Source organism: Vibrio sp. 970 (assembly GCF_033339075.1).
In genome coordinates, this window is record NZ_JAWOTW010000008.1 from 124,367 (window position 1) to 140,598 (window position 16,232).

General features: G+C 44.3%; 12 protein-coding genes. 8 read left to right on the top strand and 4 right to left on the bottom strand.

The features are described 5' to 3' along the window. The first annotated feature begins 44 nt into the window (after positions 1 to 44). The 5 genes from R7Q11_RS13790 to R7Q11_RS13810 all read left to right on the top strand — a co-directional run bounded on the left by R7Q11_RS13790 (position 45) and on the right by R7Q11_RS13810 (position 2,479). Positions 45 to 287, top strand: coding sequence for a hypothetical protein (locus R7Q11_RS13790; RefSeq protein ID WP_005376770.1), 243 nt, complete (start codon positions 45 to 47; stop codon positions 285 to 287). Between the two features lie 199 nt (positions 288 to 486). Beyond that, a complete protein-coding gene (locus R7Q11_RS13795; RefSeq protein WP_149192439.1) occupies positions 487 to 1,050 on the top strand; it encodes a septation protein A in 564 nt (187 codons plus the stop codon). Positions 1,051 to 1,275: 225 nt separating this feature from the next. Then, the gene (yciA, locus tag R7Q11_RS13800) at positions 1,276 to 1,671 is read left to right on the top strand and encodes an acyl-CoA thioester hydrolase YciA (protein ID WP_005376768.1); all 396 of its coding nucleotides are present in this window, start codon (positions 1,276 to 1,278) and stop codon (positions 1,669 to 1,671) included. 115 nt (positions 1,672 to 1,786) lie between these two features. Then, positions 1,787 to 2,083 carry a YciI family protein gene (locus tag R7Q11_RS13805; RefSeq protein ID WP_005386727.1) on the top strand — a complete coding sequence of 99 codons (297 nt, stop codon included), beginning with the start codon at positions 1,787 to 1,789 and terminating at the stop codon, positions 2,081 to 2,083. 3 nt (positions 2,084 to 2,086) lie between these two features. After that, the gene (locus R7Q11_RS13810) at positions 2,087 to 2,479 is read left to right on the top strand and encodes a GspS/AspS pilotin family protein (protein ID WP_005386726.1); all 393 of its coding nucleotides are present in this window, start codon (positions 2,087 to 2,089) and stop codon (positions 2,477 to 2,479) included. A gap of 133 nt (positions 2,480 to 2,612) precedes the next feature. Here the strand turns inward: R7Q11_RS13810 and metE are convergent, their stop codons facing one another. Further along, positions 2,613 to 4,895, bottom strand: a complete 2,283-nt coding sequence (gene metE, locus R7Q11_RS13815; RefSeq protein ID WP_225466521.1) for a 5-methyltetrahydropteroyltriglutamate--homocysteine S-methyltransferase — start codon at positions 4,893 to 4,895, stop codon at positions 2,613 to 2,615. 278 nt (positions 4,896 to 5,173) lie between these two features. Between metE and metR the strand changes: the two genes are divergently transcribed. Then, positions 5,174 to 6,085 carry an HTH-type transcriptional regulator MetR gene (gene metR, locus R7Q11_RS13820; RefSeq protein ID WP_065274681.1) on the top strand — a complete coding sequence of 304 codons (912 nt, stop codon included), beginning with the start codon at positions 5,174 to 5,176 and terminating at the stop codon, positions 6,083 to 6,085. Between the two features lie 21 nt (positions 6,086 to 6,106). On the opposite strand, the gene R7Q11_RS13825 is transcribed toward metR, so the two are convergent. The 3 genes from R7Q11_RS13825 to R7Q11_RS13835 form a co-directional block, all read right to left on the bottom strand. Beyond that, positions 6,107 to 6,307 (bottom strand): DUF4250 domain-containing protein, encoded by a 201-nt coding sequence (locus R7Q11_RS13825; protein WP_005376762.1) that lies wholly within the window; start codon positions 6,305 to 6,307, stop codon positions 6,107 to 6,109. A gap of 152 nt (positions 6,308 to 6,459) precedes the next feature. Next, a complete protein-coding gene (locus R7Q11_RS13830; protein ID WP_225466522.1) occupies positions 6,460 to 7,146 on the bottom strand; it encodes a hypothetical protein in 687 nt (228 codons plus the stop codon). Positions 7,147 to 7,256: 110 nt separating this feature from the next. Continuing rightward, positions 7,257 to 9,713, bottom strand: coding sequence for an EAL domain-containing protein (locus R7Q11_RS13835; RefSeq protein ID WP_225466523.1), 2,457 nt, complete (start codon positions 9,711 to 9,713; stop codon positions 7,257 to 7,259). A gap of 425 nt (positions 9,714 to 10,138) precedes the next feature. Between R7Q11_RS13835 and R7Q11_RS13840 the strand changes: the two genes are divergently transcribed. Together R7Q11_RS13840 and R7Q11_RS13845 are read left to right on the top strand one after the other, a co-directional pair. After that, positions 10,139 to 12,472, top strand: coding sequence for a YgiQ family radical SAM protein (locus tag R7Q11_RS13840; RefSeq protein WP_025767256.1), 2,334 nt, complete (start codon positions 10,139 to 10,141; stop codon positions 12,470 to 12,472). Between the two features lie 262 nt (positions 12,473 to 12,734). Then, a complete protein-coding gene (locus R7Q11_RS13845) occupies positions 12,735 to 16,232 on the top strand; it encodes a T6SS effector BTH_I2691 family protein (RefSeq protein ID WP_225466524.1) in 3,498 nt (1,165 codons plus the stop codon).

The following is a 16,232-nucleotide window of genomic DNA, read 5'->3' on the forward strand; positions in this document are numbered from 1 at the left end:
CAGGCTGCAAAAGAGTAGCGTATGAGCTTGATAAGGAGATCGCCATGTTACTTCATCGACATACATACTACGGCCTGATTCATCACGGAATCAAAACACTGTTACTTGATCGCTTAGGCCACTATACAGAAGAAGAGTATCATCAATATCTGAGCCTGATGACTGGTAAATCCACTTGCTTCACGATGTCTCTCGAAGAGCTAGAAGCAACGGTCGATAACTTACTACGGGAAGGCTATTTAGAAGATGTAAAAACGCTTATTTCCCAATATCAACGTGTGGCTTAAGGTTTAAAACTCTCAACTTTATTGCCGCCTCATCGCGGCAATTTTTATTCCTTCCATATGCTGTTTCGACATGGAAGAAGCTTGCGGGCTGTACGATATACTAAGCGTTACTATTCTTACCTTAACTTCCTCAGTATTCACATCTTGTCAGATTCCGTTAGACTGTCTTCAATTCAACAATTAGGTAGATTTTGCCATCATGAAGCAGATCCTAGACTTTATACCACTCATCATTTTCTTCGCTTTATACAAGCTGTACGACATCTACGTGGCGACAGGTGCACTGATCGTAGCAACAGCCATTCAGCTTGTCGTCACCTACGCGCTGTATAAGAAAGTCGAAAAGATGCAACTAATAACATTTGTTATCGTTACTATCTTCGGTGGCATGACCCTTTTCTTCCACGACGACAATTTTATAAAGTGGAAAGTCACCATCATTTACGCGATTCTGGCGATTGGCTTAGCAGTGAGCCACGCATTGGGAAAATCAGCCATCAAAGGTATGCTAGGCAAGGAAATTACGTTACCTGACGCTGTTTGGGCAAAGATTAACTGGGCTTGGGTTGGCTTCTTCTCATTCTTCGCTGGCCTAAATATTTATATTGCTTACGAATTGCCATTGGATGTTTGGGTTAACTTCAAAGTATTTGGAATGTTGATCGCGACATTTGCCTACATGATTGTGACTGGCTTTTACATTTATAAACACATGCCAAAAGAACAAAAAAATAACTCATCCGATGTGTCCACTGATGATTAAAAACTCAGTTTTGCTATAATCCGCGACTTCACAGCGACCTTAGGGTCGCTGTTTTGCTCCATGTATCAGTAAACCGCTCAAACAACGTACCGTTTTCAGACCATTCTTGCTGCTGTAAACCAACTTTCTCTGGTCCGGTATCTGCGGTTTTTTAAGGACCTTTGGTTCTAGGTATTTACTATGTTGGCGCTTAGTTTGAGCGCCTTTAAGATTTAGGATGTCACAATGAGTCAAGAAATTAGCTCTCCGAAAGGTCAAATGCTGCTTCGTACCCTTGCAATGCCTGCAGATACAAACGCCAATGGCGATATTTTTGGCGGTTGGATAATGTCACAGCTCGACTTAGCAGGCGCGATTCTGGCAAAAGAGATCTCTTGTGGTCGCGTTGTCACCGTTTCGGTATCAAGCATTACGTTCAAAAAACCTGTTGGTGTGGGCGATGTCGTATGCTGCTACGGCGAATGCACTAAGATCGGCCGCACATCCATGAGTGTCGATTTGGAAGTATGGGTCAAACCCGTCAAAGCTCACGGTGTTGGCGAACGCTTCATGGTTTGTGATGCGACCTTCAACTACGTAGCCATTGACAGTGAAGGTAAACCGCGTCCGGTTCAGAATTAGTCAACCTACAACGCTAACAGTTAGAAAGGATCTCACATTTTCTGTTGTTCACTTGTGAGAGACACAAAAAAGGCGTTAAATTAACACTTTACCCTACCAATTAAGGAACTATGCTATGTGGTATGTCATCTTTTCACAGGACGTTGAGAACTCGTTGGAAAAACGCATGAGCGTTCGCCCACAACACTTGGATCGCTTACAAAAGCTACAAGACGAAGGCCGCCTTCTTACAGCTGGTCCGATGCCTGCGATAGATTCTGACAATCCTGGTGAAGCTGGATTTACGGGCTCAACTGTCATCGCTGAATTCGCTTCTCTAGAGGATGCTAAAGCGTGGGCAGAAGCCGATCCTTATGTAGCGGCTGGTGTTTACGATCATGTAATCGTGAAACCGTTCAAAAAAGTGTTTTAATTTATGAAAAAATTACTGTGTCTTTTCTTGGTATTTGGTGCTCTGGCTGGCTGTTCATCAACCGATGATAATCAGCGCCAACTTGAGCTTATGGCATCAAACCGAGCAGGAGTCTTGTCTGCGGGTCTCCCTTTAGAGTACGGTCCACTGCAAATAATGCGTGTCTCATCCAACAAAAATGTTGTAGAGATGATGATGATTTATAACGATGGCGCACTCGGTGCAAAGCCGTTAAATCAAGTACTGAATACCAGTATCTATACCTACTGCAGCAACCCAGAAGTTCGCAAGCAAATTGATATGGGCTTGATGTATCGTATTAAGGTACGTAATTCTCGCGGTCAGTTGATGGCAGATGAGTTGGTTTCCGCACAGACTTGTACTCAGGTGAAGTAGCTACAGTAATTTTTGTTGCTTTCGGCATGAGACGATGATTCGCTATTATTGGATAATCTGAAAACGAAAGTTAACAATTAAGAATAGAAAAACGGAGACCACAGTCTCCGTTTTTATTTGCTGCAACGATGTGTTACGCCAGCTCAGCACGGAGCTTCTTCGCCGCTGAAACCAGATTTGCCAATGCGGCTTCTGTCTCCTTCCAGTTTCGTGTTTTCAGACCACAATCTGGGTTTACCCACAAATGTTGAGCCGGAATTTTTTCTGCCGCTTTCTTGATTAAACCTTCAATCCATTCTTCCGTAGGAATGTTTGGTGAGTGAATGTCATAAACACCAGGGCCAATTTCGTTCGGGTAATTGAACTCTTCAAATGCTTTCAGCAGCTCCATATTTGAGCGAGATGTTTCAATGGTAATGACGTCCGCATCGAGTGCCGCAACCGAATCAATGATTTCATTGAACTCGCTGTAACACATATGAGTGTGAATCTGAGTTTCTGGTTTTGCACTTGCCGCAGAGACCTTAAACGCATTTACGGCCCATTCTAAGTACGCTTTGTGATCGCGTTTTTTGAGTGGTAAACCTTCTCGAATGGCTGGCTCATCAATTTGAATGATATTGATGCCTGCATCTTGCAGGTCAGACACCTCATCACGTAGTGCCAAAGCAAGTTGCTGCGCAATTTCTTGACGTGTGATGTCTTCACGTGGGAACGTCCAACATAAAATCGTTACTGGTCCAGTCAACATGCCTTTCATCTGTTTGCTGGTTAGCGATTGTGCGTACGTCGACCATTCAACTGTGATCGGTTTTTCACGTTCAATGTCAGCAACTACAATGGCAGGTTTCACACAGCGAGAACCATAACTCTGTACCCAACCAAATTTGGTCGTTTGAAAACCCGCCAAGTTCTCAGCGAAGTATTCCACCATGTCGTTACGCTCTGCTTCACCATGAACTAGCACATCTAGGTCGAGCGCCTCTTGACGTTTTACTGCGTCAGCAATATGTCCTTTAAGTGCTTGGATATATTCAGACTCAGATAATTGACCTGTACGATAAGCGCTGCGCTGCACCCGGATTTCATCCGTTTGAGGAAAAGAGCCGATTGTCGTTGTTGGCAACAAAGGCAAGCCCAATACTTCAGCTTGATGCGCAGCACGCTCCGCGTAAGGTGCGCTGCGCTCGGCAAGTGACGCAGTAATACTGTTTAAACGTGCTTGAACTTGTGGCTTATTCACATGCGTTGCCGTTTTACGTGCTTTGATTGGCTGGCTGTAGGTATCACAAGCGAGAATCGCATCTTGATCACCATCGAGTGCGCGGCCAAGCAAGGCGACTTCTGTTACTTTTTGTTTTGCGAACGCAAACCAGCTTTTCACTTCCTCACTGAGTTCTGTTTCCTGTTCCAGATCAACCGGGCTATGTAGCAAAGAGCATGAGCTCGCAACCCAAAGGTTGTCGCCCAGTTTTTCTTTTACTGGCTGTAGACGTTCAAGTTGCGCACTCAAATCCGAGCGCCACACGTTACGACCGTTGACCACGCCAGCAGACAGCACCCACCCCTCCGGTAGTTTGGCAACCACGTCGTCAAGCTGCTGAGGCGCGGCAGATAAATCGATATGTAAACCATCCACTGGTAGCTTTACAATTTTGTCTAGCGTATCGCTTATAGAGTCAAAGTACGTCGTTAGCAGCACTTTTACATCGCTTCGAATCACTTGGTACGCTAGCTTGAACGCATCAGCCCATTTGCTTTCTAGCTCCAGTGACAAAATTGGCTCATCAATCTGAACCCACTCAACACCTTGACTTGCGAGCTTTGCCAAAATAGCTTGGTAAGCCGTAAGCAATCGTGGCAGTAGCGTCAGGCGATCGAACCCTTCTTCTACCTCTTTACCTAAGTAAAGATAACTGACTGGACCAAGCAAAACTGGCTTCACTTTATGCCCAGCTTGGGTTGCTTCGTTGACTTCTTCAAACAGTTGAGGCCAACTCACTTCAAATGTATCGTCCTTGCTAAATTCAGGTACGATGTAGTGGTAGTTTGTGTTGAACCATTTAGTCATATCCGATGCTGCAGCGCCCGCACAGCCGCAACCCGCTTGAGATTGACCGCGACCCACTTTGAATAGCGTATCCAAATCAGGGAAACCGTCTGCGTGACGTTTTGGCACGTGACCCAGTAACAACGTGGTCGTCAGTACATGATCGTACCAAGCAAAATCGCCAGCGGTGGTAAAACTCAAGCCAGCATCTGTTTGCGTTTGCCAGTTTTTAGCGCGCAGATCTGCTCCAACCTTTTTAAGCTCTGCTTGATCAATTTCTCCGCGCCAGTATTTTTCCTGAACGAATTTTAATTCTCGTTTTTCACCGATGCGTGGATAACCTAGTACGTGCGTTGTTGTAGCCATGTCCCTATTCCTTTTTCAATCTTGTTTAATTTGTTTGGGTCAGAGTATCTTTCGTCATGAAAGATGTCTGGATGGCTAAACTATCGCTCTCATCTGCGGTTTGAACAACGTCCATTTATTCAACTTGTTTATTAAAAAAATTCATCATGAGGCGACATGATTCGCAAATAAACACAACAAATAGACGTCTAGACGTTTACATATCCATTTTTTGTCGTTAAGTTATTTACACGATTGCTATTCTGTTCATAGCGAGCAACAAAGGATGAAAGGAATTCATGATAGAGCTAAAACATTTGCGGACACTCACTTCGCTTCGAGACACTGGCTCTCTAACGGCAACAGCGACCGCTTTACATCTCACTCAGTCGGCACTGTCTCATCAGATCAAAGATTTGGAGGCGCGAATTGGAGGGCAACTGTTCCTGAGAAAGACTCGTCCGGTGAAGTTCACTTCAGAGGGAGAAATCCTATTGCGTCTTGCAGAAGATATCCTTCCGAAACTCGCAAGAGCAGAAAATGATTTAGCGAGCTTGAAAGAGGACGTCAATGGCCGATTACATATGGCCATTGAATGTCACTCTTGCTTCCAATGGCTAATGCCTGCACTTAGGGAGTACCAACTTGCTTGGCCTAGCGTAACATTGGACTTTTCCTCTGGTTTTGGCTTTGAACCACTCCCAGCTCTATTGGCAGGCGAACTCGATCTCGTTATTACTTCCGATATCCAACCTCGATCTGAAGTCCACTACGAGCCTCTATTCGACTTTGAAATGCGTTTAATTACCGCAACCAACCACCCATTGGCGGAAAAAGACATTATTGATCCGCAAGATCTCGCAGATCAAACCATGCTCTCTTATCCGGTTCAAAAACAAAGGCTAGACGTCGTAAAACACTTTCTTCAGCCAGCAGGAATAGAACCTGCGAAATGGAAGCAAGCCGACAACACTCTCATGTTAGTTCAGATGGTCTCTGCTGGATTGGGGGTGGCCGCACTACCCAATTGGGCGATTTCTGAATTTTCTCGCCAAGGTCTTATTACCAGTAAACCTTTCGGCCAAGGCTTATGGCGTCGCTTGTTTGCAGCAACGCGTCACTCAGAGAAAGAGAAGCGTTACTTACAAGCTTTTTTCGCAACCGCGAGGCTACAATGTAAAAGCCACCTTGACGGAATCAAGGTGGCTTAAAAGATTTGGATTATGAAAGGCTTAGCGTTGATATGCTTTAAATTGGTTAGTCAATGGATCGTACTGATAACCGAGCATATCAAGCTTGCCGACTACAGACTCTACATCCATCTCATACACTGATACTAACTCGTCAAAACTGTCGCACTCTAAACGTAGCTTTTCGTTGACGATACCTAGCAAAATAGTGCTGTCCAGATTACCTACATTGCTTAAATCCATCGCGACTCTCCTCTTCGACAAGGTATATAAACAAGCGTAGTAGTAATCACGCGAATTTAAAGTGAGTGCGATCTAAAACGTGATCACCTTATACCCAAGCACCAAGAAAGCACTTGGATATAAGCTGTCTAGCTTTGTCTTTAGAATAGAGGTTAAGCCGCGAGAGAGAATAAACCTTGCAGGCTCGTCATCGACGCGAGTGCTAGAAACAAGGCAACGCTCAGTTGCACCTTTTCTGGTTTCTTATGCGTAAAAATATGCCAACACCACACAATAATTGAAGAAATTAGCATAGCTAAAGACAGCAAGATTGGCTGTGTTGCAGCGTTCAGTGCAGCTTCATTTAACTGGTAAGAAGCAAACAACGTTGCGATGACTAATAGCATTCCAGACACAATGCCCGTAACTGGTAAAATACGGTGAAATGCCTGTAATCTGCTGCGAGCTATCGTAAGCAGCAATTGAGAAAATGACGCCCCAAGGAAAAATATCATTAGCGCCATCGCTATCGATGCTGGCCAGCTTGATTGCTCAAATACTTGAATACTCACATACGCAAAGGCCAAACCATTCGCTAAATGCATCGCCCATAGTGGCCCTTTTTCACGCGTTTTCTTGGTTTGAACCTGAGAATAGAAGTAGAAAATAGCAAACACGATCATAAATGCTTCAATGCGAAGTGACGCAACAGCGAGCCACAATACAGCTACTGCAGGCAACATTTTATGAAGACGTCCTCGCTGACCAGGACAAATATCGCCCTTGATTAGAAGCAAAGTCAGTAGCGCTTGTGCGCCAAATAGCATCGGAGGGAAAGTAACCAGCAATTGTTGAATCATGTTGAATGCACGCTAAAAAGTCATTTTGGGGGGCGATAATATCAAATCAACTATCGCCAAACCACCGAAAGTCGGCCCCCAAATGAGCTAAAACGGTAAGACAATTTTATTCACAGAGAAGCAAGATACTTCAACGCGTCTTCCTGCGTTAAAACTCCACGGTACTCTTCTTTGGTATTACACAATACCCAAGGGAAACGAATGCCGGTTTTAACCAACTCTCGAATAACAGAGACAGGTAAATCCTCATCAACCAACACAAATTCGGTGCTCATTATCTGATTAACAGGACGTTTCCAAATTCGGCTTTCTCGTTCAGTTTCTCGCTCTGTGCCCATCGAGGGCGTTAGGTGTAAATTCACCGTCTCTTTCGTAATTAACCCAACACAACGATTTTCATTGAGAACAACTAAAGGCAAGCTTGGATTCAAATTCATGTACTCCACTGCCAAGGAGAGCGGTTCTCCAGGGTCCATAGACCTGACTTGTTCATGGCTCAAAGATTGCAACACATCACTTTGCTTAGACTCAATCGCGATGTCAGAGAACAGATGCTCATAACTGTCCGCTTTATCCATCAAATCGACAGGCACGGCAGCAGAAAATAGAAAGCCCTGCATGTAATCGACACCGATTTCTGCCAATACTTGAAGTTCTTGCTTAGATTCCACGCCTTCAGCAACCACTTTTACATTCATTTGCTGTGCAAGCTCGGTGACCATTTTCACAATGTTATAGCTGGTGCTCCCTTTATGAATGTTCTTGATGAATTTTCGGTCTATTTTCAGTAAATCAAACTGCCCTTTTTCTAGATAAGAAAAAGAAGAATACCCAGTACCGAAGTCATCAATCGCGATCTCAATGCCCTCTTTCCGCACTTCCTCTAGAGCTCGAGTATGCTCCTCATCTTGTTCAAAATACGCGGTTTCTGTTAGCTCGATAGTTACTCGCTTAGGGTCTACACCACTGGCTTTAATCAAATCATGCGACCGCTGAAGGATCTGAAGAGAATCCAATTTCGTATTGAGGGAGCGATTGATGGTCACGCCCACTTCCTCGCCATAAATTTCTTGTAAGCGCGGAAAGTGCTTCAACGCAGCTTGGCAGACCACATCATCAAGTGCCGCTATGAGTTCTAGATCTTCAATAATAGCGATCATCTTTTGCGTGCAATACGCATCATTTTCATCATAGAAGCGTGCGAGAGCCTCGAACTTAACCACGCTTCCGGTTTGAACGTCGATAATCGGTTGAAAGTAAACGTCCACTAGCCCACTCTCTATTTGCGCCTCCAAAAACGCCTCGAGATGTTGGCGCTTCACTAATTCAGAGTGAAGTTCACTGTCGTAAAAGTTGAAATAGCTACCTTCACCGGAAATAGAGGACAACATTGCTTGCGCTGCATGTGCTAGCGCTTGTCTTGGTCGGTTCGTATCATAGCCAAGGATTGACACACCAGTTTGGCCTTTAACGATAGTGGCATGCATTTTTGTGCCCATTTCATTTCTAAGCTCATTAAAGAACCCTTTCATGGCAATTTGGATCAAACGAACCGGGCTCAACCATTGACAATGAGGGGTCTGCAAGCATACGACAAACACATCCCGAGATAACTGCCCCGCAATACTGGTGTAGCGACTTCGCATAATAAAATCTGCAAAACCTAATTGCTGTTCAAGCAAGTATCTCTCCGAAAACTTGGGTCTTAGTGTCATAACAATGTTGAGTTCTTTATTTCTGCTTTCATTCGCTAAGGTAGCTAATTGGAGTTCAAATTCTTTCCTCGTCGGTAAAAAGGCAGCCCAATCATGCTGTTGTTCACAACGATTTTTCATCCACAACAACGAAGCAGAAATATCCGTAGAAAATCCGAGATAAAGAATTCGTCCAGAGTGAAACGTAAGTCGGTAAATACAAAGATGATGAGCTTGGTTGCTACCGTTTGCTGTTTTGCTCAGCAAGTTACCACACCAACATCCTTCATCATTAATTTGCTGCCACAGCTGATCATAAAACGCTTGGCTATGGTGAGAGGTACTGAAAATATGAGTTTTAAGCCCAACCAGATCTCGGTTTTGATAACCCATTTGTAACTCAAAGGCACGGTTACAACCTAAGATGCGCGTATCTTCATCGGCAACTAAAACTCCTACATTCGGCAAATCAAAAATCGTTTCGAGGATTGTCGCTAACTCCTCGCAACCAGTGATTGTTAATTGTGGAATGATAGTGCCTTGGATAATGCGCTTATTGAGCCTTTCAAAACTAATAGTAACGTGCACTAAGTTAACGTTTTTTAGCATCATGCAACAAGAAAGCCGCCCCCGTCCGCCAAAGAGTTCCACTTCTAGAATTCGTTGTTTTAGCGTTTCTTGTTGCCCCATCAGCATATGATCAAACAAGTTATTTAGGCTAGTTACTGGCGTACTTATCCCAAATGCCTTTGCCATTCCTTGCTGATCACATTCGAACTCGCGAGTATCAATATCGTAAGACCACTCTATAACAGGAGTTAGACTGGAAGTCGTTTGCATTTTTGGATGCACTGTTGTCGTAGATTCACTCATACCCTAGCCCCTTTTTTTGTAATTAGCCCAAGGCTCAAAATTCACAGTCAATTCGCGACATTCCAATTGGGACCTGCCGATCCTCTTTATAGATGGATTGTGTCAACGATAAGCCTATCGACTTAGAACTATTTCCAGAGCAGCTCAGCCTTTTGCATTTAATATGCACCAATTTGATTATAGGCTTTACCCCATATAAGCACACCATTGCTTATGCTTTGTATTAAGATTGCGACATTTTTCATGAACCGATCTATAACCATGAGGCTTTCAAGGTGAAATTAGACAGAAAATCGCCGATAGAGCATTGATATTTTTACAAACCAAATAAAACTCGATGAACTAAGCTTGAATAGATGAGTTTGTTATAGATACCTGATAATCAAATCGCTATAATTCGCGCTCCCTGGAACAGAGAGCAAAATATGACCAATAACATCACTCCTATTCATGAGTACAAAAAATACTGGGCAGAGTGTTTTGGTACGGCACCTTTCTTGCCGACCAGTCGCAAAGAAATGGATGCCCTAGGATGGGATAGCTGTGACATTATCATTGTAACCGGTGACGCTTATGTGGATCACCCAAGCTTTGGTATGGCTATCATTGGCCGCCTGCTAGAAGCACAAGGTTTCCGTGTCGGTATCATTGCTCAACCAGAATGGCAAAATAAAGATGCGTTCATGCAACTTGGTAAGCCAAATCTGTTCTTCGGGATCACTGCGGGTAACATGGACTCCATGATCAACCGTTACACCGCGGATAAAAAGCTTCGTCACGATGACGCGTACACACCGAATAACGAAGGTGGTAAACGCCCAGACCGAGCAACGTTGGTTTACTCTCAACGTTGTCGTGAGGCATACAAAGAAGTACCTATTGTTTTAGGTGGTATCGAAGCTAGCCTACGCCGTGTGGCACACTACGATTACTGGTCAGATAAAGTTCGCCGTTCTGTACTGTTTGATGCAAAAGCAGACATCCTACTTTTTGGTAACGCAGAGCGCGCACTTGTCGAAGTAGCACATCGCATCGCAAACGGCGAAGACATCAGCACCATGACCAATATTCGTGGTACTGCCGTGAACTTGCCAGCGGCGCCAGAAGGCTACACGGTTATTGATTCTTCTCGCATTGAAAAACCTCGTAAAGAAGCGTTCGTACCAAAGAACCCATACGAAGTAGAAACTCAGTGTGAAACTAAAAAAGACGAGCCAGTTGCACAACCAATCACAATTCGCCCATCACGCCACGATGCTGCGACGACTGCGGTCCGTTTACCTTCGTTTGAAAAGCTAAGAAACGATCGCATTCTTTATGCGCATGCAAGCCGTGTACTGCATTTAGAAACGAACCCGTACTCTGGTCGAGCGTTACTTCAAAGCCATGGTGATCGTGAACTTTGGGTAAACCAAGCTCCAATTCCATTGACGACCGAAGAGATGGACTTTGTGTTTGGCCTGCCTTACGCGCGTGTTCCTCATCCTATGTACGGCAAAGCAAAAATTCCTGCGTACGACATGATCAAGACGTCTGTGAACATCATGCGTGGTTGCTTTGGTGGCTGTTCTTTCTGTTCGATTACCGAGCATGAAGGTCGAATCATTCAAAACCGTTCGAAAGAGTCTATCATCAACGAGATTGAAGAAATTCGCGACAAAGTTCCGGGCTTTACCGGCACAATTTCCGATCTTGGTGGCCCGACTGCAAACATGTACCGCCTGGGCTGTAAAGATCCAAAAGCGGAAGCGAACTGTCGTCGTCCTTCTTGTGTATTCCCGGGCATCTGTAACAAGCTAAACACAGACCACAAACACACGATCGATTTATACCGCGAAGCGCGTAAAGTTGAAGGCGTGAAGAAAGTGATGGTTGCATCTGGCGTACGTTACGACCTTGCGATTGAATCACCAGAATACGTGAAAGAGCTCGTGACTCACCACGTAGGCGGTTACTTGAAGATTGCACCGGAACATACAGAGAAAGGTCCTCTTGATCTAATGATGAAGCCAGGCATGGGTACGTACGATCGCTTTAAAGAGATGTTCGAGAAATACAGTGCAGAAGCAGGCAAGAAGCAGTACTTAATCCCTTATTTTATCTCTGCGCACCCAGGCACAGAAGACGAAGACATGCTGAACCTTGCTCTGTGGCTGAAAAAGAACAACTTCGAATGTGACCAAGTACAAAACTTCTACCCTTCGCCAATGTGTAACGCAACGTCGATGTACTACTCAGAGACAAACCCTCTGAAACGCGTGAAGTACAAAAAACGTGAAGATGTACCTGTAGCAAAAGGTGAACGTCAACGTCGCCTACATAAAGCGCTGTTGCGTTACCACGATCCAGCAAACTGGCCAATGATCCGTGAAGCCCTAGTCAGTATGGGTAAAAAACATTTGATTGGTGACAAACAAGGCTGTCTCGTTCCTGCAGAAGACATTGAAGCACAAACACCTGCGCAACGTCGTAAATCTGGTCGTCACGGGGCAAACCGCTTTGCAACCAAACATACCAAAAATCAACCAGGCTTCGGTGGTCATTTGAACAAACGCTCTGAAAGCGGTTCAAAAGATGGTAAGCCATCTGGTAACCGTAACGGTTCTGGCAAAGCTACAGGTGGTCAACGCCCTGCAAGCAACGGCCAACGTCCTAGCGGCAACGGTGCAAACCGCCCGGCAGGTAGCAAGCCGCAAGGCCAAGGTCGCCCGCAAGGACAAGGCAAACCAGCTGGTCAACGTAAACCAAAGCGTCGCTAATTATTTAGAGCTTAAATACTAGAAAGGGCTCCAGAGTTAACTCTGGAGCCCTTTTGTTTTGTCGGCTCATTGAGGCATCACTCACAACTCAAACTTTGATTCAATCAATACAAAAAATGGTAAACACCAACCAACTTATTGGAAAAACAAACAATTATTTGATTGAAGCAAAACCATAAAAATCTAACTCATTGATTTTTAATTGCTTTATTTTGGTGCGATATTTGCGTAATAGAATAAAACTCTTAAACATGGGCTAACGATGAATAATCCACTTCCCCCAAAAACTTCTATGTTCTGGTATGACAACAGCTATACCTATGAGGAGGCCGTTCAGGCATTTGAAAGCGATGGTACACTGAAATCGCTGAATATCGTTCCAACCACGGAATCCGATGATCTTGCTGGCTCCCCCCCAGAGCGCAGTATGTTTTGGGAGGGAGAAACAAAAAAAATCGATCCGCCACCGCCGTCTGAACCAGAGCCTCTCAATTTAAAAACTGAGAAGGAAGCAACGGAAGCATCACCTGCGCACTTTATCCCAGTCCGCTATGCCATCGATCAGCTAGAAACAGAAGAGACACAACCTTTTGGTTTGCCTGAAGAATGGAAAGGCCAAGGCCCAGCCAAACTCAATACCGTTGGTTACACCCTGCGTCAACTGCGCGACGGTTGGCTGTATGTCTATGATGCAATCAACAAAAGCTTAGACGAATACAAAATCAAAGGAACGCAATTCACGCTCTATAAGTTGGGAGAATCAGAAAGCCCAAAATCAGAGCAGCGTGGGACACCACAAGATGCAAAGGCCTTCCTTACTTACGTCAACGGAAGCGTACTATCGATTTGCTTCTCTGAGCACCGCTGGACATGGCACACGTTCATGCGCGTACTTAACAATCCGAGTAATCATATCGATCGCATGCAAACCATTGTTCTGTCCTCAAACGAGAATCAGCACAACATTGCACCAATAGATAAGTTAACCCAAGTCGCTGATATTGAATCTTCTGCCGTCGATGATGGTCGCTTTGCGGATTCTGGCATCGCCACCAAAGCAGATGAAGATGGTTCTGTCTTTAAACCTGTCGCAGTCGAAAGCGATTTAACCTCTGCGATTCCAGAAGAAGAATCAGGCTACTTCGTCGCGATAAAAGATTACGCCGCAGACATTCAAGATATGTCACTGCATTTTGTTGGTGCCGCAAGCCCTTACCGCCTTTTCACTGACCAGTTTTCAAACCAGTGGAACTTGATGCAGACCGCCATGCAACTGTGTATGTTTGGTGCAAGTGACGAGATAGACATGCCAGCTAGCGTTAAGCGTAACGGCGAAGAGCTGTCGTTTTATACCGAAATGGCTGACTATTATGACTCCTCTCACCAACTTGATTTGGCAGAGCAGAACAAAAGCTCAGTTCAGTCCGGCTATCCTGCTAAATTTTCCGCTGGAGCGATTGAATCACACCAACATACCCAAAGTGACATTGCTAAAGCGATACAGGACAAATATCGAATTTCTGCGAGCCGTTTTGGTAAATACGAACAATGGATAGCGACTGAACACTGGCGTCAGCAGCTCAACTGGAAGCAAATGCTGAGCGAGATGCAAGAGCTGTCAGAACAAAAAGAAACCATGCTAGCCCAAGTGGTTTCGGTCAAACGCGACTTTATCGCAGTAATGGAGTCCTTAACGCCGCATCATCTCGAAAGAACCTTCGACCTATACAGCGAAGACACGCAGTACAGCTTGTATCAACTACACAAGCAAGCGGTTGAGTCATTTACTTTGGTGATACAAGAAGAAGACCGCCAATGGGCTGAAAGCCAATGGGAGAAACCAACCAGTTTACTTGCTCTCTATGCCTCTGGGTTTAGTCGTAGTTTATTTAAAGTGATGGAGAAGAATATTACAGAGGCGCTTGATGAACAGTCGATCGTCTCAGGAAATCCTGATCCTGATAATCAGTTGATGGACCAGATATCTGATACCAGCAACCGCGTGAATATGTACTCTAAGATCATGGACTTTGTTTCCAACCCAAACACTGCGGAAACAGCCTTTCTCAAAGATATCGCCAAAGGTTTCCAAGAGCTGGATATTATTTTTAAATCTGCAATAGGTGCGCTTGCAAAAGGCGTTGTAGAGTTTGGTGTTAGCATGACCTCACAAGTATCAATTTCGCTGATGCCTGTTTTCGCTAAACCTCTGAACCGTCATAGCTATTATTTATTTGCCGTTATTGCAGAACATATGGCACACAATATGCCCGTAACAATAAAAGAAGGTTACGCTCACGATTTTAAAAAATGGAAAACACGCGTAAGTGATTATCTGATTAAGCTCGAAAAAAACGATGCAATCATTGCTGACTTCCAGAAAAATAACCGCAAAGCTGACTCTAAATACACAACAGCTTTAAAAAATAAAAAGACTATTAAGAAGGCTCTCGCTGTAGCTACATTGGAGTACCCGCAGTACATTGAGTTACCTGATGATCTACCTCAAAGAACCATCGAGCTTAGAACGCGGATCGTGATGAATAAGCTCAATGATTTGAATAAACTGTTCGAGAATGCCGGTGGTCTAGGCTTTCTGGCATTAGTATTTAACTGCATCGCGCTTGGTGATGCCATGAGCAGTATCCAAGACACAGGGTTAACATCCTCAGATGAGTTCTTGGATATCCAGCAAAAGCTTTTTTATACAGCCAACGCTTGGACGGGAATTCGTACGGGTAAATTATGGGATAGTGTGAAGGGTGATCCTCGGTTAAGGTCACATTCATATAAAGCATTAAAAGAGTTAGTAAATAATAATGCCCGTGGTTTTGAAAACTTGATCTTAGATGACTTAAAGGTATTCAATAAATGGCTCGCGATTACAGGGGCTTTAGGTGCGTTAGCTTCAGGTATTGAGGCTTACCGTTCTTGGCAGAGGATCGATGACGTTTATGGTCTCGAGAGCAAATTATATTTAGCAAATACCGTAACACTTGGTTTAACTGGTGCGATTGGTGCGTTTCAGTTCTTAGGAGCCTCTACTGGTACTTTTTCGACTAACTTGCTTTTTGGAGGCCCAGTAACGGCAGCTTTAGTTATTCTTACAGTCACATACCTAGCTATCAATTATAAGTTGAATAAACTGAAACAAGATGATTACCAAAAATGGTTAGATAAACTGCCTTGGGGTTATCACCCGTCTCGCACTCAGTGGAGCCAATCTTCGAACTTACCCGAGAGAGAAAAGCATAATTCATCATTGGTGCAGCAAGCACTGTTTGACTTACAATCTATTATTCAACAGCCTACGGTATACCATCAACCTATTGAAAAAGTACAGGCTTATCCAGGCTATACACATCGTGAGTTAGTTGGCTTGGAAGTGCATATTCAACTGCCACGGCGTGCTGCAACGAATGGTATTACAGTGACTACCAACACCAAGGCAACAGAAGATGATTTGACGTCCGGCTCGTGGCATCACAACGCAGATTTAGTTACGCTACAAACTCAAGACCAAGCGAGCAAAGAATCACTGGTGTACAAGGTAACATTGCCAATTAAAGAAGCAGACCAATACTTTGCAATGCAAGTATCATATGATGTGGAAGATGATGCTCCAGCCAAGCGTGAGTATTGGTTCCAAAATAGCGTAAAACAGAGTGCAACTTATCGCGTGATTTCAGACAATACCAAACAAAATATCATTAAAAAATCACTCACCACCGTTGTTGGCACATTAGGTTTTAAGGAGTAA

Bases quoted from the DNA above. Each gene is read 5' to 3' on its own strand.
- R7Q11_RS13790 (WP_005376770.1), top strand. From the start codon at position 45: ATGTTACTTCATCGACATACATACTACGGCCTGATTCATCACGGAATC.
- R7Q11_RS13795 (WP_149192439.1), top strand. From the start codon at position 487: ATGAAGCAGATCCTAGACTTTATACCACTCATCATTTTCTTCGCTTTA.
- yciA (WP_005376768.1), top strand. From the start codon at position 1,276: ATGAGTCAAGAAATTAGCTCTCCGAAAGGTCAAATGCTGCTTCGTACC.
- R7Q11_RS13805 (WP_005386727.1), top strand. From the start codon at position 1,787: ATGTGGTATGTCATCTTTTCACAGGACGTTGAGAACTCGTTGGAAAAA.
- R7Q11_RS13810 (WP_005386726.1), top strand. From the start codon at position 2,087: ATGAAAAAATTACTGTGTCTTTTCTTGGTATTTGGTGCTCTGGCTGGC.
- metE (WP_225466521.1), bottom strand. From the start codon at position 4,895: ATGGCTACAACAACGCACGTACTAGGTTATCCACGCATCGGTGAAAAA.
- metR (WP_065274681.1), top strand. From the start codon at position 5,174: ATGATAGAGCTAAAACATTTGCGGACACTCACTTCGCTTCGAGACACT.
- R7Q11_RS13825 (WP_005376762.1), bottom strand. From the start codon at position 6,307: ATGGATTTAAGCAATGTAGGTAATCTGGACAGCACTATTTTGCTAGGT.
- R7Q11_RS13830 (WP_225466522.1), bottom strand. From the start codon at position 7,146: ATGATTCAACAATTGCTGGTTACTTTCCCTCCGATGCTATTTGGCGCA.
- R7Q11_RS13835 (WP_225466523.1), bottom strand. From the start codon at position 9,713: ATGAGTGAATCTACGACAACAGTGCATCCAAAAATGCAAACGACTTCC.
- R7Q11_RS13840 (WP_025767256.1), top strand. From the start codon at position 10,139: ATGACCAATAACATCACTCCTATTCATGAGTACAAAAAATACTGGGCA.
- R7Q11_RS13845 (WP_225466524.1), top strand. From the start codon at position 12,735: ATGAATAATCCACTTCCCCCAAAAACTTCTATGTTCTGGTATGACAAC.